At 53.7% G+C, this 23,621-nt stretch carries 24 protein-coding genes and 3 tRNA genes; 17 read left to right on the top strand and 10 right to left on the bottom strand.

The features are described from left to right. Positions 1-25: 25 nt before the first annotated feature. Positions 26-1,438, bottom strand: a complete 1,413-nt coding sequence (gene fliD / locus ACNQ0W_RS19205) for a flagellar filament capping protein FliD (protein ID WP_062933817.1) — start codon at positions 1,436-1,438, stop codon at positions 26-28. A 269-nt stretch (positions 1,439-1,707) separates the two neighbouring features. Between fliD and ACNQ0W_RS19200 the strand changes: the two genes are divergently transcribed. From ACNQ0W_RS19200 to sdiA, 8 genes are all read left to right on the top strand, one after another. Next, on the top strand, positions 1,708-3,036 hold the full coding sequence (locus ACNQ0W_RS19200) for a flagellin (protein ID WP_062933818.1): 1,329 nt from the start codon (positions 1,708-1,710) through the stop codon (positions 3,034-3,036). 163 nt (positions 3,037-3,199) lie between these two features. After that, a complete protein-coding gene (locus ACNQ0W_RS19195; protein ID WP_003859623.1) occupies positions 3,200-3,919 on the top strand; it encodes an RNA polymerase sigma factor FliA in 720 nt (239 codons plus the stop codon). 54 nt (positions 3,920-3,973) lie between these two features. Further along, entirely contained in the window at positions 3,974-4,525 is a 552-nt protein-coding gene (fliZ, locus tag ACNQ0W_RS19190) for a flagella biosynthesis regulatory protein FliZ (protein WP_062933819.1), read from the top strand. An 86-nt stretch (positions 4,526-4,611) separates the two neighbouring features. Then, positions 4,612-5,412: a cystine ABC transporter substrate-binding protein gene (gene tcyJ / locus ACNQ0W_RS19185; RefSeq protein WP_062933820.1), complete on the top strand. Its 801-nt coding sequence runs from the start codon at positions 4,612-4,614 to the stop codon at positions 5,410-5,412. 103 nt (positions 5,413-5,515) lie between these two features. Then, the gene (dcyD, locus tag ACNQ0W_RS19180; RefSeq protein ID WP_062933821.1) at positions 5,516-6,502 is read left to right on the top strand and encodes a D-cysteine desulfhydrase; all 987 of its coding nucleotides are present in this window, start codon (positions 5,516-5,518) and stop codon (positions 6,500-6,502) included. Positions 6,503-6,523: 21 nt separating this feature from the next. Next, on the top strand, positions 6,524-7,192 hold the full coding sequence (gene tcyL / locus ACNQ0W_RS19175; RefSeq protein WP_003859632.1) for a cystine ABC transporter permease: 669 nt from the start codon (positions 6,524-6,526) through the stop codon (positions 7,190-7,192). Then, entirely contained in the window at positions 7,189-7,941 is a 753-nt protein-coding gene (gene tcyN, locus ACNQ0W_RS19170) for an L-cystine ABC transporter ATP-binding protein TcyN (protein ID WP_062933822.1), read from the top strand. The genes tcyL and tcyN overlap by 4 nt, the downstream gene beginning before the upstream one ends. A 223-nt stretch (positions 7,942-8,164) precedes the next feature. Beyond that, positions 8,165-8,887, top strand: coding sequence for a transcriptional regulator SdiA (gene sdiA / locus ACNQ0W_RS19165; RefSeq protein WP_045333304.1), 723 nt, complete (start codon positions 8,165-8,167; stop codon positions 8,885-8,887). A gap of 64 nt (positions 8,888-8,951) precedes the next feature. On the opposite strand, the gene ACNQ0W_RS19160 is transcribed toward sdiA, so the two are convergent. Then, on the bottom strand, positions 8,952-9,176 hold the full coding sequence (locus ACNQ0W_RS19160; protein ID WP_003859644.1) for a DUF2594 family protein: 225 nt from the start codon (positions 9,174-9,176) through the stop codon (positions 8,952-8,954). Between the two features lie 464 nt (positions 9,177-9,640). Here ACNQ0W_RS19160 and uvrY point away from each other — a divergent pair, with 464 nt between their 5' ends. From uvrY to ACNQ0W_RS19125, 7 genes are all read left to right on the top strand, one after another. Beyond that, the gene (gene uvrY, locus ACNQ0W_RS19155; RefSeq protein ID WP_017384478.1) at positions 9,641-10,297 is read left to right on the top strand and encodes a UvrY/SirA/GacA family response regulator transcription factor; all 657 of its coding nucleotides are present in this window, start codon (positions 9,641-9,643) and stop codon (positions 10,295-10,297) included. Then, entirely contained in the window at positions 10,294-12,126 is a 1,833-nt protein-coding gene (gene uvrC, locus ACNQ0W_RS19150; RefSeq protein WP_017384477.1) for an excinuclease ABC subunit UvrC, read from the top strand. Before uvrY ends, uvrC begins: the two co-directional genes overlap by 4 nt. A 56-nt stretch (positions 12,127-12,182) precedes the next feature. Further along, a complete protein-coding gene (gene pgsA / locus ACNQ0W_RS19145) occupies positions 12,183-12,731 on the top strand; it encodes a CDP-diacylglycerol--glycerol-3-phosphate 3-phosphatidyltransferase (protein WP_003859652.1) in 549 nt (182 codons plus the stop codon). Between the two features lie 163 nt (positions 12,732-12,894). Continuing rightward, positions 12,895-12,970: transfer RNA gene (locus ACNQ0W_RS19140), tRNA-Gly, on the top strand. 51 nt (positions 12,971-13,021) lie between these two features. Then, positions 13,022-13,095: transfer RNA gene (locus tag ACNQ0W_RS19135), tRNA-Cys, on the top strand. Positions 13,096-13,106: 11 nt separating this feature from the next. Further along, positions 13,107-13,193 (top strand) — tRNA-Leu (locus ACNQ0W_RS19130). Between the two features lie 250 nt (positions 13,194-13,443). Next, positions 13,444-14,370, top strand: coding sequence for a LysR substrate-binding domain-containing protein (locus ACNQ0W_RS19125; protein WP_062933823.1), 927 nt, complete (start codon positions 13,444-13,446; stop codon positions 14,368-14,370). 5 nt (positions 14,371-14,375) lie between these two features. Here the strand turns inward: ACNQ0W_RS19125 and ACNQ0W_RS19120 are convergent, their stop codons facing one another. From ACNQ0W_RS19120 to ACNQ0W_RS19095, 6 genes are all read right to left on the bottom strand, one after another. Beyond that, positions 14,376-14,846: a hypothetical protein gene (locus ACNQ0W_RS19120; protein WP_047716605.1), complete on the bottom strand. Its 471-nt coding sequence runs from the start codon at positions 14,844-14,846 to the stop codon at positions 14,376-14,378. A gap of 162 nt (positions 14,847-15,008) precedes the next feature. Next, the gene (locus ACNQ0W_RS19115) at positions 15,009-15,725 is read right to left on the bottom strand and encodes an ABC transporter ATP-binding protein (RefSeq protein ID WP_062933824.1); all 717 of its coding nucleotides are present in this window, start codon (positions 15,723-15,725) and stop codon (positions 15,009-15,011) included. Further along, a complete protein-coding gene (locus tag ACNQ0W_RS19110; protein ID WP_062933825.1) occupies positions 15,722-16,597 on the bottom strand; it encodes an ATP-binding cassette domain-containing protein in 876 nt (291 codons plus the stop codon). Before ACNQ0W_RS19110 ends, ACNQ0W_RS19115 begins: the two co-directional genes overlap by 4 nt. After that, the gene (livM, locus tag ACNQ0W_RS19105) at positions 16,594-17,868 is read right to left on the bottom strand and encodes a high-affinity branched-chain amino acid ABC transporter permease LivM (protein WP_062933826.1); all 1,275 of its coding nucleotides are present in this window, start codon (positions 17,866-17,868) and stop codon (positions 16,594-16,596) included. The genes ACNQ0W_RS19110 and livM overlap by 4 nt, the downstream gene beginning before the upstream one ends. Positions 17,869-17,879: 11 nt before the next feature. After that, a complete protein-coding gene (locus ACNQ0W_RS19100) occupies positions 17,880-18,794 on the bottom strand; it encodes an ABC transporter permease subunit (protein WP_003859667.1) in 915 nt (304 codons plus the stop codon). A gap of 68 nt (positions 18,795-18,862) precedes the next feature. Beyond that, positions 18,863-19,984: a branched-chain amino acid ABC transporter substrate-binding protein gene (locus tag ACNQ0W_RS19095; RefSeq protein ID WP_062933827.1), complete on the bottom strand. Its 1,122-nt coding sequence runs from the start codon at positions 19,982-19,984 to the stop codon at positions 18,863-18,865. Between the two features lie 411 nt (positions 19,985-20,395). Between ACNQ0W_RS19095 and ACNQ0W_RS19090 the strand changes: the two genes are divergently transcribed. Then, positions 20,396-21,064, top strand: coding sequence for a YecA family protein (locus tag ACNQ0W_RS19090; protein ID WP_062933828.1), 669 nt, complete (start codon positions 20,396-20,398; stop codon positions 21,062-21,064). Positions 21,065-21,380: 316 nt separating this feature from the next. Here ACNQ0W_RS19090 and tyrP read toward each other — a convergent pair whose 3' ends face one another. After that, positions 21,381-22,592 carry a tyrosine transporter TyrP gene (gene tyrP, locus ACNQ0W_RS19085; protein ID WP_062933832.1) on the bottom strand — a complete coding sequence of 404 codons (1,212 nt, stop codon included), beginning with the start codon at positions 22,590-22,592 and terminating at the stop codon, positions 21,381-21,383. A 192-nt stretch (positions 22,593-22,784) separates the two neighbouring features. Here tyrP and ACNQ0W_RS19080 point away from each other — a divergent pair, with 192 nt between their 5' ends. Next, positions 22,785-23,021, top strand: a complete 237-nt coding sequence (locus ACNQ0W_RS19080) for a YecH family metal-binding protein (RefSeq protein ID WP_003859673.1) — start codon at positions 22,785-22,787, stop codon at positions 23,019-23,021. Positions 23,022-23,057: 36 nt separating this feature from the next. Here ACNQ0W_RS19080 and ftnA read toward each other — a convergent pair whose 3' ends face one another. Further along, positions 23,058-23,555 carry a non-heme ferritin gene (ftnA, locus tag ACNQ0W_RS19075; protein WP_062933829.1) on the bottom strand — a complete coding sequence of 166 codons (498 nt, stop codon included), beginning with the start codon at positions 23,553-23,555 and terminating at the stop codon, positions 23,058-23,060. Between the last annotated feature and the right edge of the window lie 66 nt (positions 23,556-23,621).

The raw sequence follows: 23,621 nt of genomic DNA, 5'->3' as shown, positions 1-23,621 counted from the left end.
CCCCCTCGGGTCTGATTAGCGTTTACTACTTGTTGCTGGACGTATTTTCGAACTGCTGCGTCAGGTAGCTGCTGGTGTTGTTCAGCGAGGTCATCAGTACGTCCAGCTGGGTAAACTGGGCTTTGTACTGTGCCACTCTTGCGTCAATACGTTCGCTAACTGAGTTATATTGATCCGTCAGCTTGTTCAGCGTTTTGCTGACGCCATCTTTGGCCGCCTGGATAATGCCTTTGCTGGAAAGCCAGTCAGTCAGATGGGTGGCCATGGTGGTAGTGATCCCGGTGGTTTTACCGTCACCCACAACCAAATCTTTCACGGCAGACGGGTTATCCGTCAGCGCTTTTTTCAGCTTGTCGCTGTCCAGCTCCAGCTTGCCCGTGCTGGGGTCTGAGGTAATGCCGACCTGAGACAGCGTTTTATAGGCGGTTCCGCCGACGGAGTTGCCCAGCATGGTTTTCAGCTGCGTCTGAATAGTACGCAGCGTGCTGTCCCCGAGCAGGGCGCCGTTGCTGGAGTCCTGCGCATCTGTACCCGCATCAACCGCCGTATATTTGGTTAATGATGCAAAGCTGTCCTGAAGGGTGTTGTAGGCATCCACCCAGGCTTTCATCGCCGTTTCCGCTTTCGACGTATCTTTAGCGATCGTCAGCGTCTGGTTACCGGTGGTGACGTCGTTCAGGTTCAGGGTGATATCTTCCAGCGCATCGCTGATGGTGTTGCTGCTGTTTTCGATATCAACGTTATTCACCTTCAGCTTCGCGTTCTGCGCGGTGACGCTTTCCGTCATGCCGTTGCTGGCGTCAGTGCTGGTGCCGTTGTAACCCATAAAGGATTGCAGGGCGCTGTCGCCGCTCACGCTGATGCTGACCGCGTTGTCCGCCCCGGTTTCGGTGGAGGTGATGGACAGACGATACTGACCATTACCGACGTTAATAATACTGGCGGTCACGCCGGCGTCAGCTTTGTTAATCGCATCGCGAATGCCGGTCAGCGAAGAGTTTGCCGCGCTGATATCGACGGTCACCGGATCTTTACCGTTACCGGCGGTAAAGGTGATCTTGCTGTCAGCCGTGGCAATGGCCGTTTTGGTATCCGGCTGCGCGTTTTTGGTCGTCAGGGTTTGCGCCTGCGCCAGCTGCGACACGCTGATGGTGTATTTACCGGCAATCGCGCTGCCGGTGGTGGTGGCGCTGAATGCCGTGGAGCTGCTCGACGTGCTGGTCGCCGTAAACAGGTCGGCTTTATTCAGCGCGGTGTTGGCGGTCTGAAACGCTTCCAGTGAACTCTTCAACGTGCCGTAAGCGCTCAGCTTGGCGGTATAAGATGACTGTTGTTTGGAAATCGGCGTCAGCTGCTCTTTTTCGGCCTTGGTCAGACTATCCAGAATGTCTGCTAACTTAAGACCCGATCCAATCCCCAATGATGAAATACTTGCCATATTTATTCCTTAATCTATCGACACGTAGAACGAATAGTGGGGTTATCGGCCTTAATGGGGGAAAGTTTACGGTTAATTTCTTTTTTTTAATGGCGGGAATAACGGTAATAGAGAAGAGCTTTTCCGTGGCTAAAAAAATTAACGCGATCCTGAAAAAAAATCTAAAGGTTGTTTTGGACCAGACGATAACACCTTTGACGGCGATGAAGCCGAAGGGTGGAAACCCAAATCTAACCAAACAGATTTGATGAACAACAGGAATCGAAATCATGGCACAAGTCATTAATACCAACAGCCTCTCGCTGATCACTCAGAACAACATCAACAAGAACCAGTCCGCTCTGTCTTCTTCTATCGAGCGCCTGTCTTCTGGTCTGCGTATCAACAGCGCGAAAGATGACGCTGCGGGCCAGGCTATCGCTAACCGCTTCACCTCTAACATCAAAGGTCTGACTCAGGCTGCACGTAACGCTAACGACGGTATCTCTCTGGCGCAGACCACTGAAGGCGCACTGTCTGAAATCAACAACAACCTTCAGCGTGTTCGTGAACTGACCGTTCAGGCAACGACCGGTACTAACTCTGATTCTGACCTGTCTTCAATCCAGGACGAAATCAAATCCCGTCTGTCTGAAATCGACCGCGTATCTGGTCAGACTCAGTTCAACGGCGTGAACGTACTTGCTAAAGACGGTACCATGAAGATTCAGGTTGGTGCGAATGATGGTCAGACTATTTCCATCGATCTGCAAAAAATCGACTCTTCTACTCTCGGCCTGAACGGCTTCTCAGTGTCTAAAAATGCTCTCGAAACTGGCGAAGCGATCACTCAACTGCCGAACGGAGCTAATGCGCCAATCGCTGTTAAGATGGATGCGTCTGTTCTGACCGATCTTAACATTACTGATGCCTCAGCTGTTTCTCTGCACAACGTAACTAAAGGTGGCGTAGCAACGCCTACTTATGTTGTTCAGTATGGCGATAAGAGCTATGCAGCATCTGTTGATGCGGCTGGCACAGTTAAACTGAACAAAGCCGACGTAACTTATAATGACGCAGCGAATGGTGTTGCTAATGCCACCCAAGCTGGTAGCCTGGTTCAGGTTGGTGCTGATGCAAAAAACAATGCAGTTGGTTTTGTTACCGTGCAGGGTAAAAACTATGTTGCTGATGGCTCATTAGTGAATGCTAATGGCGCTGCTGGCGCTGCCGCTACTAAAGTAACAATTGATGGAGATACAGCTGCTGGTAATCAGGCTAAAATTGAACTTAGCCAAAATGGTACTACTGCTGCAACAGCAGAATTCGCAGGCGCATCTACCAACGATCCGCTGGCTCTGCTGGACAAAGCTATCGCGTCCGTAGACAAATTCCGTTCTTCACTGGGTGCGGTCCAGAACCGTCTGAGCTCTGCCGTAACCAACCTGAACAACACCACCACCAACCTGTCTGAAGCGCAGTCCCGTATCCAGGACGCCGACTATGCGACCGAAGTGTCCAACATGTCTAAAGCGCAGATCGTTCAGCAGGCCGGTAACTCCGTGCTGTCCAAAGCTAACCAGGTTCCTCAGCAGGTTCTGTCTCTGCTGCAAGGCTAATCGCCTGATTACGCTCAAACCCCGCTTCGGCGGGGTTTTTTCTATCCACGCATAAGCGTAACCCCCCAAATAACCCCTCATTTCACCCACTATTCACCCGATTAAAACCCCTCCAGAATCGGATAATCATGCCGATAACTCAACTAACGCAGGGCTGTTTATCGTGAATTCACTCTATACCGCTGAAGGTGTAATGGATAAACACTCGCTGTGGCAGCGTTATGTTCCGCTGGTGCGTCACGAAGCATTGCGCCTCCAGGTGCGTTTGCCGGCGAGCGTGGAACTGGACGATCTGCTACAGGCGGGCGGTATCGGGTTATTGAATGCAGTTGACCGGTACGACGCTCTGCAAGGAACGGCATTTACGACTTACGCAGTGCAGCGTATTCGTGGTGCGATGCTGGACGAGCTGCGCAGCCGCGACTGGGTGCCGCGCAGCGTTCGCCGCAACGCGCGCGAAGTGGCGCATGCGATGGGGCAGCTGGAACAGGAGCTGGGGCGCAACGCGACGGAAACCGAAGTGGCGGAACGTCTGGGCATTCCTGTTGAAGAGTATCGCCAGATGTTGCTCGATACCAATAACAGCCAACTCTTCTCTTATGATGAGTGGCGCGAAGAGCATGGCGATAGCATCGAGCTGGTGACGGATGAACACCAGCAAGAAAACCCGTTACACCATTTACTGGAAGGGAATTTACGCCAGCGCGTGATGGAAGCAATTGAAGCTTTACCGGAACGTGAGCAACTGGTGTTAACCCTCTATTACCAGGAAGAGCTCAATCTCAAAGAGATTGGCGCCGTGCTGGAGGTGGGCGAGTCACGGGTGAGCCAGCTGCACAGCCAGGCCATTAAACGCCTGCGCACAAAACTGGGTAAGTTATAGGTGAGTTATTCGCCTTGGAAATGCCGCACAACGTATTGACAACCAGGAGTTATCATGACGGTGCAGCAATCTAAAAGACGGCCTTTAAGCCGCTACCTGAAAGACTTTAAACACAGCCAGACGCATTGCGCCCACTGTAAAAAATTACTCGACCGCATCACGCTGGTTCGTCGCGGTGAAATCGTGAACAAGATTGCGATTTCCCGCCTCGACACGCTGATGGATGAAGCCGCCTGGCTTGAAGAGCAAAAAGAGTGGGTAGCGCTTTGCCGTTTCTGTGGCGATCTCCATTGCAAAGAGCAAAGCGACTTCTTCGATATTATCGGCTTCAAGCAATTCCTGTTTGAACAAACGGAGATGAGTCACGGCACCGTGCGTGAATACGTGGTTCGCCTGCGCCGCCTGGGTCAGCATTTGACCATGCAAAATATCTCCCGCGATCTGCTGACGACCGGATACCTGGATGAAAATCTGGAACCCTGGTTGCCCGCCACAAGTACCAATAATTACCGCATCGCGTTGCGAAAGTACGCGCAATTTAAAGTCCAGATGCCGGGCGTCATAAAGCAGAAAGTCCGCGCCGGAACAACTTCTGATATATATTAAAAAAGAATAAGATGTAGCGCAGCCGCCTTTGACGTTGCAGGCGATTTCTCTACACTACTCAAAAATTCCACTGTATCGGGGTACTTATGAAATTAGCACTTCTGGGTCGTCAGGCGCTGATGGGGATGATGGCCGTTGCGCTGGTCGCGGGGATGAGCGTGAAAACGTTCGCGGCAGAGAGTCTGCTCAACAAAGTTAAAGAGCGCGGCACGCTGCTGGTTGGGCTGGAAGGAACCTATCCTCCGTTCAGCTTCCAGGGCGACGACGGTAAACTGACCGGTTTTGAAGTGGAGTTTGCGCAGGAGTTGGCGAAACACCTCGGCGTTAAAGCCTCCCTGAAACCCACCAAATGGGACGGGATGCTGGCGTCACTGGACTCCAGACGTATTGACGTGGTGATTAACCAGGTAACCATTTCTGACGAGCGTAAGAAGAAGTATGACTTCTCCACGCCGTACACCGTGTCCGGTATTCAGGCGCTGGTGAAGAAAGGTAACGAAGGCAGCATCAAGTCCGCAGCGGACCTGAAAGGTAAGAAAGTCGGCGTCGGTCTGGGCACCAACTACGAAGAGTGGCTGCGCCAGAACGTGCAGGGCGTGGACATCCGTACCTACGATGATGACCCGACGAAATACCAGGATCTGCGCGTAGGCCGTATTGACGCCATTCTGGTGGACCGCCTGGCAGCGCTGGATCTGGTGAAGAAAACCAACAATACCCTGGCAGTTGCGGGTGATGCGTTCTCCCGTCAGGAGTCCGGCGTGGCGGTGCGTAAAGGTAACGAGGATCTGCTGAAAGCCATCGACGGCGCCATTGCTGAGATGCAGAAAGACGGCAGCCTTAAAGCGCTTTCTGAGAAGTGGTTCGGCGCAGACGTGACGAAATAAGTCTCTGACTGACAAAAAAAGGCGCTTTTAAAAGCGCCTTTTTTATTTCTCGCGCGTCTGCGTGCATAATGAAATAACAATTGTTTGCGTGACCGGAGGAACCATGTCACTACAGAATTTAACGCGCTTTCCCCGTCTTGAATTTATCGGCGCACCCACGCCGCTGGAGTACCTGCCGCGATTTTCTGACTATCTGGGGCGTGATATTTTCATTAAGCGTGACGATGTGACGCCCATGGCGATGGGCGGAAATAAGCTGCGCAAGCTGGAATTTCTCGCCGCCGATGCCCTGCGCGAGGGGGCGGACACGCTGATCACCGCCGGGGCAATTCAGTCTAACCACGTTCGCCAGACGGCGGCAGTGGCGGCGAAGCTGGGACTCCACTGCGTAGCCCTGCTGGAGAATCCGATCGGCACGCAGGCAGAGAATTACCTGACTAACGGTAACCGTCTGCTGCTGGATCTGTTCAACGTGCAGGTTGAAATGGTCGACGCGTTGACCGACCCGGCTGCACAGCTCGACGAGCTGGCGACGCGGCTGGAAGCGCAGGGTTTTCGTCCGTACGTGATCCCGGTTGGCGGCTCGAATGCGCTGGGTGCCCTCGGCTATGTTGAGAGCGCGCTGGAAATCGCTCAGCAGTGCGAAGGCGCGGTAAGTTTATCCTCGGTGGTGGTGGCGTCCGGCAGTGCGGGGACCCATGCCGGTTTAGCGGTCGGGCTTGAACAGCTGATGCCGGAGGTCGAACTGATTGGCGTGACGGTTTCCAGAAGCGTTGCGGACCAGAAGCCGAAAGTCGTCACCCTGCAACAGGCGGTGTCTGAACAGCTTGCGCTTCAGGCGAAGGCGGAAATAGTGCTGTGGGATGACTATTTCGCGCCGGGCTATGGCACCCCCAATGATGAAGGGATGGAGGCGGTTAAGCTGTTGGCCCGTCTCGAAGGTATTCTGCTCGACCCGGTCTATACCGGCAAGGCAATGGCGGGCCTGATCGACGGCATCGCCCGCAAGCGCTTTAAGGATGAAGGACCCATTTTGTTTGTTCATACTGGCGGAGCGCCTGCGCTGTTTGCCTATCATCCTCATGTCTAAAAATCAGGTAGAAAAATAATAATGCAAGAAAGTATTCAACTGGTTATTGATTCGCTGCCGTTCTTGCTTAAGGGCGCGGTGTTTACTTTACAGCTCAGTATCGGCGGGATGTTCTTCGGGCTGGTGCTCGGGTTTGTGCTGGCACTGATGCGTATGTCCAACATCTGGCCGGTGCGTTGGCTGGCGCGGTTTTACATCTCCGTGTTCCGCGGAACGCCGCTTATCGCCCAGCTGTTTATGATTTACTACGGTCTGCCACAGTTCGGTATTGAGCTGGATCCGATCCCGGCGGCGATGATTGGCCTGTCGCTGAATACGGCGGCGTACACCTCTGAAACGCTGCGTGCGGCGATCTCCTCCATCGATAAAGGGCAGTGGGAAGCGGCGGCCAGTATCGGGATGACCCCGTGGCAAACGCTGCGCCGGGCGATCCTGCCCCAGGCGGCGCGCGTGGCGCTGCCGCCGCTGAGCAACAGCTTTATCAGCCTCGTGAAAGACACCTCGCTTGCGGCGACCATTCAGGTGCCGGAGCTGTTCCGTCAGGCGCAGCTGATCACCTCGCGCACGCTGGAAGTGTTTACCATGTATCTGGCGGCCTCGCTGATTTACTGGGTGATGGCGACGGTACTGTCCGCTCTGCAAAACTATTTTGAAAACCAGCTTAACCGCCAGGAGCGTGATCCAAAATGAGTGCAATTGACGTCAAAAACCTGGTGAAAAAATTCCACGGGCAAACGGTGCTGCATGGCATTGACCTTGAGGTTGAGCAGGGCGAAGTGGTGGCCATTATCGGCCCGAGCGGGTCAGGCAAAACCACGCTGCTGCGCAGCATCAATTTACTGGAGCAGCCCGAAGGCGGGACGATCCGCGTGGGTGATATCACCATTGATACCGGGAAACCCATCAGCCAGCAAAAAGGGTTGATTCGCCGCCTGCGCCAGCATGTCGGCTTCGTGTTCCAGAGCTTTAACCTTTTTCCGCACCGTACGGTGCTGGAAAACATTATTGAAGGGCCGGTCATCGTCAAGGGTGAATCAAAGGAAGACGCGACGGCCCGCGCCCGCGAGCTGCTGGCGAAGGTTGGCCTGGCAGGGAAGGAGACGAGCTATCCGCGTCGCTTATCTGGCGGGCAGCAGCAGCGTGTCGCCATTGCGCGCGCGCTGGCGATGCGCCCGGATGTGATCCTGTTTGACGAACCCACGTCCGCGCTCGATCCTGAGCTGGTCGGGGAAGTACTGAACACGATCCGACAGCTGGCGCAGGAGAAACGCACGATGGTGATTGTGACGCATGAAATGAGCTTCGCTCACGACGTTGCCGATCGGGCTATTTTCATGGATCAGGGGAGAATAGTTGAGCAGGGGCCGGCTAAAGCGCTGTTTGCCAATCCGCAGCAGCCCCGTACCCGTCAGTTCCTTGAAAAATTCTTAATGCAGTAGCATTTTAGCGTTCAATTTGCTCCAGATGCCGCTTCTGGAGCAAATTATCCTCCCTTAAACTCCGTTCTGTTGCTTTTTTATTCCGCCTGATGTGGGTAAGCCATCGCCAAATTAAAGATAATCTCCCTGTGGCCGATATTTTATATAAATAATCATGCTTTATGTGTTAGGTTATATTCACCATAATAATGATTATCTTTATCAGAGGCTTCATTCAGTAAGTATGAGGGATATAGACTTTTTCACCTGGCGACGGGAATGCTTCCTCCGGTTTCAGGAAATGACCTGTGCCGAAGAGGTATATCAGGAACTTCAGCGACAAACGCAGGCGCTTGAATTCGATTATTATGCGCTTTGTGTTCGACACCCTGTGCCATTTACCCGCCCGCGAACATCCGTCCATTCCAGTTATCCGCAACAATGGATGGCGCAATATCAGTCCGAGAATTATTTCGCCATTGACCCGGTGCTGAAGCCGGAGAATTTCATTCAGGGACATTTGCCCTGGACAGATGAATTATTCACGGATGCCCAGCAATTATGGGACGGCGCGCGGGACCACGGTTTACGCAAGGGAATAACGCAGTGTCTGATGATGCCAAATCATGCGCTCGGTTTCCTCTCCGTGTCATGTACCAGCTTACAGGCACACTCGATATCCAGTGAAGAAATTGAGCTGCGTTTACAAATGCTGGTCCAGATGGCGCTCACTACGCTGCTGCGCTTTGAACATGAGACGGTGATGCCGCCTGAAATGAAATTCAGCAAGCGTGAGCGGGAAATTCTGAAGTGGACCGCAGAAGGGAAGACGTCGGCAGAAATCGCCATCATTCTCTCCATCTCGGAAAATACCGTCAATTTCCATCAAAAGAATATGCAGAAGAAATTCAACGCACCGAATAAGATCCAGATAGCGTGTTATGCCGCGGCGACGGGGCTTATCTGACTGATATCACGTTCTGCGTGTCAGACGAGAAAACGGCTGAATGCTTTGCATCCAGCCGTTTTTGTTACTGGCGGTAGGCTTGTTTAATTTGCTTAACCGTATTGGCAAAAACAGCGGATTCAGCCTGGTCTTCCATCTGCGCGATCTGTTTTTCCATTTTAATGATCACACGACCAGCATCAGCCTGGCCCATCGCCTGTAGCATAAGCGTCAGCAGCGACTTCAGGCAGTTTACTTCCTGTGCCAGTTCCTGGTTATTCTCGGCAGTGGCAAATTCAGGTGTGCTCATTTATTTTCCTCATTATAAAACAGCGCATGAGCGCGACGATGAAAGTTAAGGCGGCGGAGTATACCACAAGCTACGGCAAAAAATGCAGTGGTTGTTTTTTATACTTATCACGCCGTGATTATTGGGCGGCGCGGATTATGAAGGTACTCTGTCCAATATGTTAGCGACAATTAAATGTTTATCCCCGGTTCGCCATTCGTTAATTGTTGTTACAAAAAATCGCGCGCTCTTTTTCGTCAGAGTTAACAACTGTTTTAGTAACTTTTTGAATGTCGATGCTAAAAAATAGCGGTAAAAGCCCAGCGGACAAGGGTTTTCTTTCCACTTGCTGTACAGCCTAATTTCCAAAAACGAGACCAGAATCGTATAGACGATTTTTTAGCGTTTTAATCTTGCATGGAAAACCGTTAATATAAACCCAATTAGCAGTCAGTAGCGTTATCCCTATTCTGGAGACATTTCCTTTGATCAACGTCCTTCTTGTTGATGACCACGAACTGGTGCGCGCAGGGATACGACGCATTCTTGAAGATATAAAGGGTATTAAAGTTGCCGGCGAGGCGTGCTGTGGCGAAGATGCCGTCAAATGGTGTCGCGCTAACTCCGCAGACGTGGTGCTGATGGATATGAACATGCCCGGTATTGGCGGGCTTGAAGCCACGCGCAAAATCGCGCGCATGTTCGTTGATACCAAAGTTATCATGCTGACCGTCCATACCGAAAATCCGCTGCCTGCCAGGGTTATGCAGGCGGGTGCTGCCGGGTATCTCAGTAAAGGCGCCGCGCCGCAGGAAGTTGTCAATGCGATCCGCACCGTACACGCCGGGCAGCGCTACATCGCTTCTGATATTGCTCAACAGATGGCTCTGAGTCAGATTGAACCGGAAAAAACGGAATCTCCGTTTGCCAGTTTGTCTGAGCGCGAATTGCAGATTATGCTGATGATCACTAAAGGTCAGAAGGTGAATGAGATTTCAGAGCAGCTGAACCTCAGCCCGAAAACGGTCAACAGCTATCGCTATCGAATGTTCAGTAAACTGAACATTCACGGTGATGTCGAACTGACTCATCTGGCCATTCGCCATGGTTTGTGCAATGCGGAGTCGTTAATAAGTCAGTGAGTGAAGCGTTCGATTCAAAAGCATTTCTGAAAACCGTCACCAGCCAGCCAGGCGTCTACCGTATGTACGATGCTGGCGGTACGGTTATCTATGTCGGTAAGGCGAAAGATCTGAAGAAACGCCTTTCCAGCTATTTCCGCAGCAACCTTGCCTCCCGTAAAACCGAAGCGCTGGTCGCACTTATACACAACATTGATGTCACCGTAACGCATACGGAAACGGAAGCGCTGCTCCTTGAGCACAACTACATTAAGTTGTATCAGCCGCGCTACAACGTTCTGCTGCGCGATGACAAGTCCTATCCGTTTATCTTTCTGAGCGGCGACACGCACCCGCGGCTGGCGATGCATCGTGGCGCTAAGCATGCGAAAGGTGAATATTTCGGCCCCTTCCCGAACGGTTATGCCGTGCGGGAAACGCTGGCGCTTTTGCAAAAAATCTTTCCCGTTCGCCAGTGCGAAAACAGTGTTTATCGCAACCGTTCGCGGCCATGCCTGCAATATCAGATTGGCCGCTGCCTGGGGCCGTGCGTAGAAGGGCTGGTGAGCGAAGAAGAGTACGCGCAGCAGGTGGAATATGTCCGCCTGTTTTTAGCCGGGAAAGACGATCAGGTGCTGACGCAACTGATTGCCCGTATGGAAAAAGCCAGCGCGGCGCTGGAATTTGAGGAGGCCGCACGCATCCGCGACCAGATCCAGGCGGTGCGCAGGGTGACCGAGAAGCAGTTTGTTTCCAATACGGGCGACGACCTCGATGTTATCGGCGTAGCCTTTGACGCCGGTCTGGCCTGCGTTCATGTGCTGTTTATTCGTCAGGGCAAAGTGCTCGGCAGCCGCAGCTACTTCCCGAAAGTGCCTGGCGGCACTGAGCTGGGTGAAGTGGTGGAGACCTTTGTCGGCCAGTTTTATTTGCAGGGCAGCCAGATGCGTACGCTGCCCTCGGAGATCCTGCTCGACTTCACGCTCGATGATAAAACCCTGCTGGCGGAGTCGCTTTCAGAGCTGGCAGGCCGCCGGGTGAATGTTCAGACGAAACCGCGCGGCGATCGCGCGCGTTATCTGAAGCTGGCGCGAACCAATGCCGCCACGGCGCTGACCACTAAACTGTCCCAGCAGTCGACTGTGAGCCAGCGTTTAACCGCGCTTGCTACGCTGCTTAAGCTGCCGGAAGTGAAACGCATGGAATGCTTCGACATCAGCCATACGATGGGTGAGCAGACCGTGGCGTCGTGTGTGGTCTTTGATGCCAACGGTCCGCTGCGGGCAGAGTATCGTCGCTATAACATCACCGGCATTACGCCTGGTGACGATTATGCCGCCATGAACCAGGTGCTGCGCCGTCGCTATGGTAAAGCGATTGAAGAGAGCAAAATCCCGGACGTTATCCTTATCGACGGCGGGAAAGGGCAGTTGGGGCAGGCGAAGGCGGTATTTGAATCGCTCGACGTGGAGTGGGATAAGAATCATCCGCTGCTGCTGGGGGTAGCGAAAGGGGCAGACCGTAAGGCTGGCCTGGAAACGCTGTTCTTTGAGCCGGAAGGCGAGGGCTTTAGCCTGCCGCCGGATTCCCCTGCGCTGCATGTGATCCAGCATATCCGCGATGAGTCGCACGATCATGCCATCAGTGGGCACCGTAAAAAACGGGCGAAAGTGAAAAATACCAGTACCCTTGAGACGATTGAAGGCGTCGGGCCAAAACGTCGCCAGATGCTGTTGAAGTATATGGGCGGATTGCAAGGATTACTCAACGCCAGTATGGAAGAAATTGCAAAAGTGCCGGGTATTTCGCAAGGGCTGGCAGAAAAGATCTACTACTCGTTGAAACATTGAGGGCTCTGTAGCAACATAGAGCTAAATTTTACTGACAACAGACAGTTACCGTCATCATGCGATTTAATATCCCTACGTTGCTCACTCTCTTTCGCGTTGTGCTCATTCCGTTCTTCGTCCTGGCATTTTACCTGCCGGTCGTCTGGGCGCCTTTTGCCTGTGCGCTTATTTTCCTGATCGCTGCCGTGACGGACTGGTTTGACGGTTATCTGGCGCGTCGCTGGAACCAGAGTACCCGCTTTGGCGCGTTCCTCGATCCGGTTGCCGATAAGGTGATGGTGGCAATCGCGATGGTGCTGGTGGCGGAACATTATCATACCTGGTGGGTGACGCTGCCTGCCGCAACCATGATTGGCCGTGAGATTATTATCTCTGCCCTGCGCGAGTGGATGGCGGAGCTGGGTAAACGCAGCAGCGTGGCGGTGTCCTGGATCGGTAAAGTTAAAACCACCGCACAGATGGCGGCGCTGGTATGGATGCTGTGGCGTCCCAATGCCTGGGTAGAGTGGGCTGGCATTGGTCTGCTGTGGGTTGCGGCGGTGCTGACGCTGTGGTCAATGCTGCAATATTTGAACGCTGCGCGTGGTGATTTGCTTGAACAGTGATCGTTTCGGCTTAATTTTCAGCAAACGATCCTGAGATGCAAAAAATAACGTTGACTCATAACGTCATATCAGTAGAATGCAACGCATCGAACGGCGGCACAGTTAGCCGGACGACAATGAAATCAAGTGGTTAGGAAGTGGTTAAATAGTTACTTGATGACATGCGGGAATAGCTCAGTTGGTAGAGCACGACCTTGCCAAGGTCGGGGTCGCGAGTTCGAGTCTCGTTTCCCGCTCCAGATTAGTGCATCGGCAGTTTGCGGGTGCAGGTCGAAAGACAACAGATTTAAGGCGCGTTAGCAAAGCGGTTATGTAGCGGATTGCAAATCCGTCTAGTCCGGTTCGACTCCGGAACGCGCCTCCACTTTCTTCCCTGGCCGGATGGTGGAATCGGTAGACACAAGGGATTTAAAATCCCTCGGCGTTCGCGCTGTGTGGGTTCAAGTCCCACTCCGGCTACCATGGGAAAAAGCAGAATAATCAAAGCAATAAGCAGTGTCGTGAAACCACCGAAAGGTGGTTTTTTTGTGCCTGACATTCTGCTAATCAACAACCTTCATTTCTGACCCTCACGTAATAAAACAACGATCCTTTTCAACGGAATTAAACAGATACCCATTATGCTATCGTGTAGCGGGCGCGATTTGCAGTGTGAAGATTTGCAGGTTTGCGATCCTGATTCCCCATGCCATCACCTCATTTAAGGGACGCTATGTCTTTACCGCCATTGTATGCACTGCGTGCGTTTGAAGTTGCTGCGCGGTTGAACTCCTTCAGTAAAGCCGCTGAAACGCTCAATATTACACCGGGCGCAGTCAGCAGACATGTTCGTACCCTTGAACTGTGGTTCGACTGCGAGCTTTTCAAAAGGCAAGGTCCTCGCGTGGAGGTCACTGAAGCCGGGCGAGTGCTTGCCGGGCAGCTGAACGAAAGCTTCACGAGCATTGAATGGGCCTGCCGGGTATTTCGCAGTGAAAACCACCTGCTGCGGTTAAAAGCGCCCAGCACCCTGACCATGAGATGGCTTCTCGACGTGCTGCGATCTTTTCGCAACAACCATGCAAAACCACAGGTTGAGATTGCCAGCGTCTGGATGGACATTGACACCGTTGATTTCAATCTTGAGCCCTACGACTGCGCCATTCTTCTCGGCAATGGGCGTTTTGGTGACACAACGGAAAGCCAGCTGCTTTTTCATGAATGGCTTATCCCGGTTTGTACCCCATCACTTATCGAACCGGCACGGCAGCGGCTTCCGCAATGCGATCTGATACATCCTTCACCGGACAGACGGGACTGGCGACGCTGGCTGCGAAGAACAGGATTGTTCCCGGGGCTCGATATGAGCAGCGGTATGGTGTTTGACACCCTTGAACAGGGGAGTATTGCCGCGATGAACGGGCACGGCATCGCTATCGCCGACCTGCATCTCACGCTTGATGCCCTGAAAAGTGGCCTGCTGGGCCTGCCTTTCAGGGAAGCTATCGCGACGGGGGATGGCTACTACCTCGTCTGGCCAAAAAATTCACTCAAAAGAGAGAGCATTCAGCATCTTCTGGCCTGGCTGCAAAACCATACCCCGGTCGTTCCGGCTCTGGATATTCTTTATCTGGAATACGATGAAAGCCGGGTGTATTAATACCGTTATGAGTAAGAGATGTTTGCCATCTTTTTATAGCGTTCTGGTAAAGCGCTGTTCAGGCTGAGCACCTTATCCAGAATATAAAAAGCAGGGGTATTTTTTTGCTGCTCAGCCTCGATGATTGCCGCGCGTAATATCGTGGCGGCAGACGTAATCTTGTGAAAATATGCCTCGGACTCGGGCGTCTGAAATTCACCCGACGTGGCGTAACGCACGTGCGGCCAGCCGGAAAAGTCGAGCAGAGGAAGGGGCTTTCCTGCTTCAGGATGACAGGCTGAAATCAGCGCAGCCGCTTGCTTAGGGTCGCGATGGGCAACGGACAGCATGTACACGCGCTGCGAAAACGGTGACAGAGCCTCTGAGTGATGTTTCGTCGCCATAAGCATGGCCATAAAATCCTGTAAATCATTGGCTGAATCGCTGTCAGGTGGTAATACAGTTTTCATTAACTGATATAACGCATCAAGTGTCATGTTTGCCCCGGATCCTCTTATCATTATTATTCAGTTTGCGGCTGAACGTTTCTCGGCCCGCGCAAAGGCGGGTCGTGAGGATGATATTTGAATACGGTCGCATCAGAAAAACGATTAATAATGGCAATCACTGTGAGTTTTTCTCACTATGGCCTTTTCGTTTCACACGCCACCCAGGTACGCCTTCCTCACCTCCGGATCCTTCAGCAACGCCTCGCCGCTGCCGCTTAACCGAATCTGGCCGTTAACCATCACATAACCGTGGTCGGACAACTTCAGCGCGTGGTGCGCATTCTGCTCGACCAGAAAAATTGTCATTCCGTTACGGGCCAGCTCGCGCAGCGTCTGGAAGATCTGTTTAACCACGATTGGCGCGAGGCCGAGGCTGGGTTCATCCAGCAGCAGAAGTTTAGGACGGCTCATCAGCGCGCGGGCGATAGCCAGCATCTGCTGTTCACCGCCGGAAAGCGTCATCGCCCGCTGGTTACGTCGCTCCTTGAGGCGAGGGAAGAGGTCGAACATGCTTTGCATATCTTCCGCTGCATGCTGATTGCCGACGGGGATTGTCCCCATCAGCAGGTTCTCTTCTACAGACATATCCGGGAAAATGCGTCGTCCCTCAGGTGCCTGCGCGATGCCGCCGGTGGCAACATAGTGGGTAGATTTCTGGCTGATATCCTCGCCGCAGAAGAGGATCTGCCCGTTGCGGATCCGGGGCTGACCAAAGACAGACATCAGTAATGTTGACTTCCCCGCGCCGTTAGCGCCAATCAGGGCTACGGTTTCCCCTTTATTAACCTCAAGCGAAACCTGCTTCAACGCCTGGATCACCCCGTAGAAAACATCCACATCCTGAAACTGAAGCATCGGTTCGCTCACAGGTTTACCTCACTTTCGTCGGTGCCCAGATACGCGGCAATCACTTTTTCATTGTGCTGGATCTCAGCCGGTTTACCTCTGGCAATCACATCGCCGTGATCGAGCACAATGATGTCATCTGAAATGCCCATTACCATCCCCATATCATGCTCGATCAGCAAAACCGTGATGTCATGGTGGTCGCGCAGGAACCGGATGATCTCACTCAGCTTGTGCGTCTCCACCGGGTTCAGGCCGGCAGCAGGTTCATCGAGACAAATCATCTCCGGGCCGGTACACATGGCGCGGGCGATTTCGAGGCGTCGTTGCTGACCATAGGACATTTCCCCGGCCAGACGGTTCGCGCATTCCACCAGATCCACCACCTCCAGCCAGTAAAACGCCCTGTCCAGCGCATCGTTTTCTGCCCGACGATACGCAGGGGTGTTCAGCACCCCCGCCAGCAGATTGCGGTTGACGCGCATGTGCTGTGCCACCAGCAGGTTTTCCACAACGGACATTTCGCGGAACAGGCGGATGTTCTGAAACGTGCGCGCAAGACCCGCGCGGTTCACCAGATGCGTGCCGCCAAACATCTTATAGAACAGGCGTTGACCAAGCTGCGCCGGGTTAAGCCAGTCGCCCGGCTGAAATTTCTGGCCGAGCACCTGAATGACATTGGTGGTTTTATTTCGTGCATTGAACAGAATGTTGCCGCCGGAGGCCCGGTAGAAACCGGTGAGGCAGTTAAAGACGGTCGTTTTTCCCGCGCCGTTAGGCCCAATGAGTGCGGTAATGGAGCCGCGCTGCACCTCAAGATTGACGTCGTTTAAGGCCTTGATCCCGCCGAAGTGCATCATCAGATGTTCTACACGTAAAATCGTTGCGTTCATGGCGCCACTCCTTTACGCACGGCAAATCCGCTGCGGTTGATGCGGATCAGACCGCGAGGACGCCAGATCATCATCACCACCATCAGCATGCCAAACAGCAGCACCCGGTATTCCGCAAAGCTGCGCAGCAGTTCCGGCGTGACGGTCAGCACAAAGGCGGCCAGTACGACGCCGACGGTGGAGCCCATCCCGCCCAGGACCACAATGGCGAGGATCAGGGCCGATTCAAAAAAGGTGAAAGAGGTCGGGTTAACAAACCCCTGGTAGGTGGCAAAAAACACCCCGGCGATACCTGCCGTCGATGCGCCCAGGGTGAAGGCCGAGAGTTTGACCAGAACGTGATTCAGCCCAATGGAACGACAGGCAATCTCATCCTCACGGAGCGCTTCCCACGCCCGTCCAATGGGCATTCGGGTCAGCCGGTGTTTAATGTACAGCACCAGCATCACCACCAGGAAAAGTACCGCATAGATGAAAATAAACTTCATGTTGGGGTTATAGGTCAGGCCGAAGAACTCGTGGAAGGGGACGCCGCCTTCTTTGGCGCGTCGGCCAAACTCCAGGCCAAAAAAGGTCGGGGCAGGGGCTGAAACGCCGTTAGGCCCGCCGGTGAAGGTGAGCCAGTTGTTCAGCACCAGGCGGATGATCTCGCCAAACCCAAGCGTGACGATGGCGAGATAATCCCCGTGCATGCGCAGCACCGGAAAGCCGAGCAGGGCGCCCGCGCCCGCGGCCATTAGCGCCGCCAGCGGCAGCATGCTCCAGAACCCAAGCCCCAGATACTGATACCCGAGCGCCAGCCCGTAAGCGCCGATGGCATAGAAGGCGACATAACCCAGATCCAGCAGCCCTGCCAGGCCAACAACAATGTTCAGCCCAAGACCGAGCAGGACGTAGATCAGTCCGAGAATGGCAACCGTCAGAACGTATTTAGTGGCCACAAACGGGAAGCAGATCGCCAGCGTGACAATCAGCGGAATGATCCAGCGCATGCGGCTTTTATACGCCGGTGGCCGGACATACACGCCCGCATTGTCGGATTCAAACCGCGCCTGTAAACGTCTTCCGGCCGCCGTAGCTGAAAAGGCGCTCAGTAAAAAGCGTCCCATCATCACCGTGCCTACAATCCACGCCAGCCGCTGGCCGTCAAAGGTAAAGCTGTAACCATCCAGTATCACGCCCGCAATCGGGCCGAAAATAATCAGGGCGATCATTCCGGAAAAAATCGAGTCCAGAATGCAGCGCTTCAGGGAAAAACCGTCAGAGGTCATCGCGTTGTTCCTTACACTTTAGCCACGACAGGGCGGCCCAGCAGCCCCTGAGGACGGAAGATCAGAATTAAGACCAGCAATCCAAACGAGAACACGTCTTTATAATCCGAGTTCACCATCCCGGAGAATTGCGCTTCTGCGACGCCCAGAATCAGCCCGCCAAGCATCGCGCCGGGCAGAGAGCCGATGCCGCCCAGCACCGCCGCCGTAAAGGCCTTAATGCCGATAACGAACCCGACGTAAAAATCAAAGGTGCCGTAATTCATGGTGATCAGCACGCCCGCCAGCCCGGCCATCGCTGCGCCGATAACAAACACCAGCGAAATAATTCTGTCGGTATTGATACCCAGAATGGAGGCCATCTTACGATCCTGCTGCACAGCACGGCACATGCGTCCTAAGCGGGTACGGTTGATAATCCAGGTCAGCACCAGCATGCCCGCGAACGAGGCGATGAGAATAAAGACTTTGGTATAGGTTATCTGGACAAACCCTTCGCCGAGGTGAAAACGCAGCACGCCATCCAGCATGGTCGGGACGCCCTGCTGACGCGGACCCTGACTGAGCTGGACGTAGTTTTGCAGTATCAACGACATCCCGATGGCCGAAATCAGCGGCGCCAGACGCGTCGAGTTGCGTAGCGGCTTATAGGCGATGCGTTCAATCGTCCAGCCGTAAACCCCGGTGACCACGATGGTGAAAACCAGCGTCCCCAGGATCAGCAGCGGAAAGGAGTGGAGTCCAAAAAACGCCAGCAGAGCCAGACCAATGGCCGAGAGATAGGCGGAGATCATATACACTTCGCCGTGGGCGAAATTGATCATGCCGATGATGCCGTACACCATGGTGTAGCCGATGGCGATAAGACCGTAGACCGAACCCAGCGTTAAGCCATTAATTAATTGTTGCAGGAAGAATGTACTCATGGTCGCGCACCTGAATAAAGGGTTACGCCGACAGTCAGACCTGCCGGCGCTGAGCAGATTCCGTCCCGTTATGGCACTTCTTTATATTTGCCTTTGTCATCCCACTGGTAGACCACGTAGTCAGAGACTTTGAGGTCACCTTTGCTGTCCCAGGCTTTTTTACCCATCACCGTGTCGACAGGGTTGGCCTTCAGCCACTCGCTGGCTTTTGCGGAATCCGTCCCTTTTGTGGCCTTAAATGCCGTCGCGATAGCCTGCACAGACGCGTAGGCGTAGAGGGTGTATCCCTCGGGTTCAAATTTACCGGCGCGGAATTTCTCGATGACGGCTTTTCCGTCCGGGATCTGGCGCGGATCTTTACCGAAGGTCATGTAAATACCGTTGGTGTACTGCGCCCCACCGGCGGCGGTGACCATCTCTTCATTGACGATACAGTCTCCCGAGAAGAACTTCGCCTGCACGCCCTGTTCACGCATCTGGCGAACCAGCGGGCCTGCTTCCGGGTGACAGCCCCCGAAGAACACCACGTCCGGTTTTTGTGCGCCGATTTTGGTCACCAGCGCGTTAAAGTCTTTCTCCCCGCGGGATAACCCTTCGTACATCACCTCCTTCACGCCGCGTTTCGCCAGCGCCGCCTTAGTGGCGTCCGCCAGCCCCTGACCGTAGGTGTCTTTATCGTGGATGATGACCACCCGTTTGGCTTTCAGCTTATCAAGAATGAAATCGCTGGCGACCTGGCCCTGCTGGTCGTCACGTCCGCACATGCGAAATATATCGCTCATGCCACGTTCGGTAATCAGCGGGTTCGTTGAGCCGGGGGTGATGGAGAGGATCCCGGCATCGCTGTAGACCTCGGAGGCGGGCATGGTCGACGAGGAGCAGAAGTGGCCGACGACCGCTTTCACCTTATCCTGATCGACTAAGCGGTTGGCAACGGCGACGGCCTGTTTGGGCTCGCAGGCGTCGTCGCCCTGAACCAGTTTGATTTTCTCACCGTTGATCCCACCGGCGGCGTTAATGTCTTCCGCCGCCTGCGTAGCGCCATGCCAGTATTGATCGCCGTAGGTTGCGTTCGGGCCTGTGAACGGCCCGGCCACGCCGATGACGATATCGGCCTGCGCGGAAAAGGCCGTCACCAGACAACCGGCCAGCACCAGGGAGAGGGGAGTTTTGGTAAATTTCAGCGACATTATTATGTTCCTTAGCAAAGAGGTTTTTGCACCAGGTATAAACCCGAACGCCTGATGGCATCGTAAATCCAAAAACAAGAGCGAGAACAAAATGCACTTTAGAAGCAATCTCATGCTTAATACGGCGAGGATCCCACGCACCGCGAAGCGCGCAGAACATTAAGCAAAAAGGTTGCCAGAATGGTTAATCCCTTGACCGGGTCACAACACGTTGAGTATAGAGCGCCGTTTTATGCGCCTTTGCGGGATGAGATGAATTTACAGCGGAGATCACATCTCCTTAACAACAAAGCCCATAAGTTGTGCAACGGTCACGATTTGCACGTTTTTGCAGCAATAAAGACCTAAACTTCAGATAGGCACGCGCGGCGATATATGTCAGGATCGTTTTTTTTATCAGGAGTATCAGCAATGGCTGAAGGCCCATTAAATGAAAGCGAGATGGCGTGGCTGGAAGAGACATTAATCTCTTACGGTCACGACGATGCATCCGTGATTGACGTGTCCGAACTGGACGGCATGCTTACCGCAGTACTTTCCGGTCCCGTTGTGGTGGAGCCCGACACCTGGCTGGTGACGGTCTGGGGTGGTGAGAAATATATTCCGCGCTGGAAAAACGATCGTGAGATGAACCGTTTTATCGATCTCTGCTTTAAGCACATGAACGATATTGCCGAGCGTTTGAGCGAATACCCGGATCAGTTTGAACCGCTGTTTGGCTATAACGACGTTGACGGTCAGAGCTATACCGTGGTGGAAGAGTGGTGCTATGGCTACATGCGCGGCGTGGCGCTGACGGACTGGTCATCCCTGCCGGAAGCGCTGGAAGCGGACCTGGCGGTGATTGCCCTCCACGGGACGGAAGAGAACAGCGAGAAGCTGGATGCGCTGACCGAAGAGGAGTACATGGCCAGCATCGAGAGCATTCAGCCTGCGGCGCTGCGTTTGTATAACTACTGGGTGGCTAACCCGCAGCAGCCGGAAGCGAAAAAGCCGATCGTTAACGGGTCGAAGGTGGGGCGTAACGACCCGTGCCCGTGCGGGAGTGGGAAGAAGTTTAAAAGCTGCTGCCTGCATTAAATCATTAATTACTGTGGCCTGAATGGGGCACGGGTGTTGAGTCCCCGCTAAAATCGGCGAACCGGAGACCAGATGACAAGGGCTGGACGCCATGGATGGCGGCCAGAGGCGAATCGAGACAGGATGTCGAGTTGAGCCGACCGCAGGCAGATGGTCGGGAGGTGAGCGCAGTGCGAAGCACCGATTTTCCGCGGGGCCGCGGGGATTGATAAGGGGGCCGCGGCGGCCCCCTTATCCCGTTCACATGCTGTGAAAAAATTATATTCTGTAGATCTTAAGGTGAACGGAACAGTACCTCAGGACCTGTATAAATAAGTTATCCCACTTCCGGCAGCATTCCCGCTGCAATCAGCACCTGCACCAGAATAATCACCACCCCACAACCAAACACCGCGCACAGCATTGGCGTACCGCCCGCTACGCGATACCCCTGCTGCGGATGTTGCTGGCGGCTCTTCCACGCCAGCAGGGAAGGCAGCAGCAGGGCCAGAATCGATAACGCCACGCCAGCATACCCCAGCGCCATCACAAACCCGCGCGGGTAAAAGAGCGCGAAGGCCAGCGGCGGCAGGAAGGTCATCGCCCCCGTCTGTAAGCGTCCCGCAACGGTATTGCGACGCTGGAACAGATCCGCCATATAGTCAAACAGGCCAAGCGCCACGCCGAGGAAGGACGTTGCCAGCGCCAGGTCTGCAAACAGATGTACCGCCAGCTCCACGTGTGAAGAGGCCACCACGTTACGCAGGGCAACCAGGAATCCATTCAGACCAGAATGCTCTGCCATCAGGCCGATAAAGGTATTGGAACCAATACTGCCCAGCGTCACTAGCTGCCAGAACAAATAAGCAACCAACGGAATGGCGCTGCCGATAACAAAGACGCGGCGCAGCTTGCGAATATCACCATTCATATAGCTCACGATGCTCGGCACGCTGCCGTGAAAACCGAAGGAGGTAAAGATAACCGGGATGGCCGAAAGCGCCAGACCTTTCTCCAGCGGGAGGGAGAGCAGGTTAACCTTGTGCACATGCGGTGCCAGCAGCACCAGCATCACAACAAGGAAGAGAATTTTGGCGCTGAACAAAAAACGGTTAAACAGATCGACCAGCGATGTGCCCGCGCAAACTACGCCGCCACCGATCAGCGTAAAGACAATGGCGCCCGTTTCCGGTGAAAGCGACGCACCGAAGCCGTCATTGATACTTGACGCAATCAGCTCCCCGGCGCCGCTGATGTAAGCGGCAGTCAGGGCGTACATCAGAAACATCATGCTGAAACCGGTGATCCACTGCCCGTAGCGTCCAAGATAGCGTGCAGCCAGGGAGCCTAAGCCGGTATCGGGAGGGACATGCTGATAAACCTCAAGCAGTAATAGCGCGGTGTAACACATCAGGGCCCACAGACCGCCCAGCAGCACTACGGTGACTCCAAACCCGACGCCCGCAGCCGCCAACGGCATGGCCAACATTCCTGCGCCAATTGTCGTCCCGGCGACGATAAAAATACTTCCCAGAGTTCTGTTCTTCACGCTTTCCTCTACAACGCTTCCATACCGCGACTCATTCTGCGGCGCAGAGTAAGGGAAAAGCCCCATCTCGTCAAATCACCGTTACATATGGTGTAATGATTAATTTACAAAAAAGGAAGGCGTAACCTGCGCCAGCGCAAGGCGTGCCGTGGAGGGAGCGTTTAGTCTGCTTTTTATTTACGAGAGGTAACCATGTCAATTCACGGACACGACGTGCTGAATATGATGATTGAGTCAGGTGAGCGCTATACGGAGGAGAGTCTGGTAGAGGCGATACATGCCCGCTTTGGCGAAGCGGCGCGTTTCCATACCTGTTCAGCTTCAGAGATGACAGCCGCGGAGCTGGTGGCGTTTCTGGCGGCGCGCGGAAAATTCATTCCGGCAGCAGACGGATTTTCCACTCACGAAAGTAAAATTTGCCGTCATTAAATAAAGCGGTGCTGAAAACTCAGCACCGCTTTTCTGTTAATTCTGGGTATCGAGCGTCGACAGCTCTTTATCAATGAAGTACAGACCTTCACCGGATTTACCTGCCAGAGATAATTTATCCAGCACGGATTTAAACAGCTTCTCTTCTTCGTGCTGTTCAGCCACATACCACTGAAGGAAATTAAAGGTTGGATAATCCTGGCTGGTCATGGCGGCATGAGCCAGTTCATTAATTTTCTGGGTGATCAGCTGTTCATGCTCATAGGTGGCGCGGAACAACTCATCAAGAGAGCCGTATTCGGCAAAAGGCGATGCCACGTTATCAATGCGCGGCAGGCTGCCGGTATCCGTCAGGTAATCAAACAGACGCTGCATGTGCGTCATCTCTTCCTGGGCATGACGACGCAGGAAGGCGGCCGCACCTTCAAAGCTGTGATAGCTGCACCAGGCGCTCATTTGCTGATAAAGCAGGGAAGAAAACAGCTCAAGATTCATTTGCGCATTGAGCTTGTCGATCATTTCATTTTTTAACATGGTGCAGCTCCGGTTTATTAATTCTGGTTCACGATGAGCGACACTATAATTTGTTATTTAATTATT

The organism is Enterobacter cloacae complex sp. 6730903 (assembly GCF_048283985.1).
Classification (GTDB): domain Bacteria; phylum Pseudomonadota; class Gammaproteobacteria; order Enterobacterales; family Enterobacteriaceae; genus Enterobacter; species Enterobacter hormaechei_C.
Note: the sequence above shows the minus strand (reverse complement) of the source record. Positions and strands in the feature narration are given on the sequence as shown.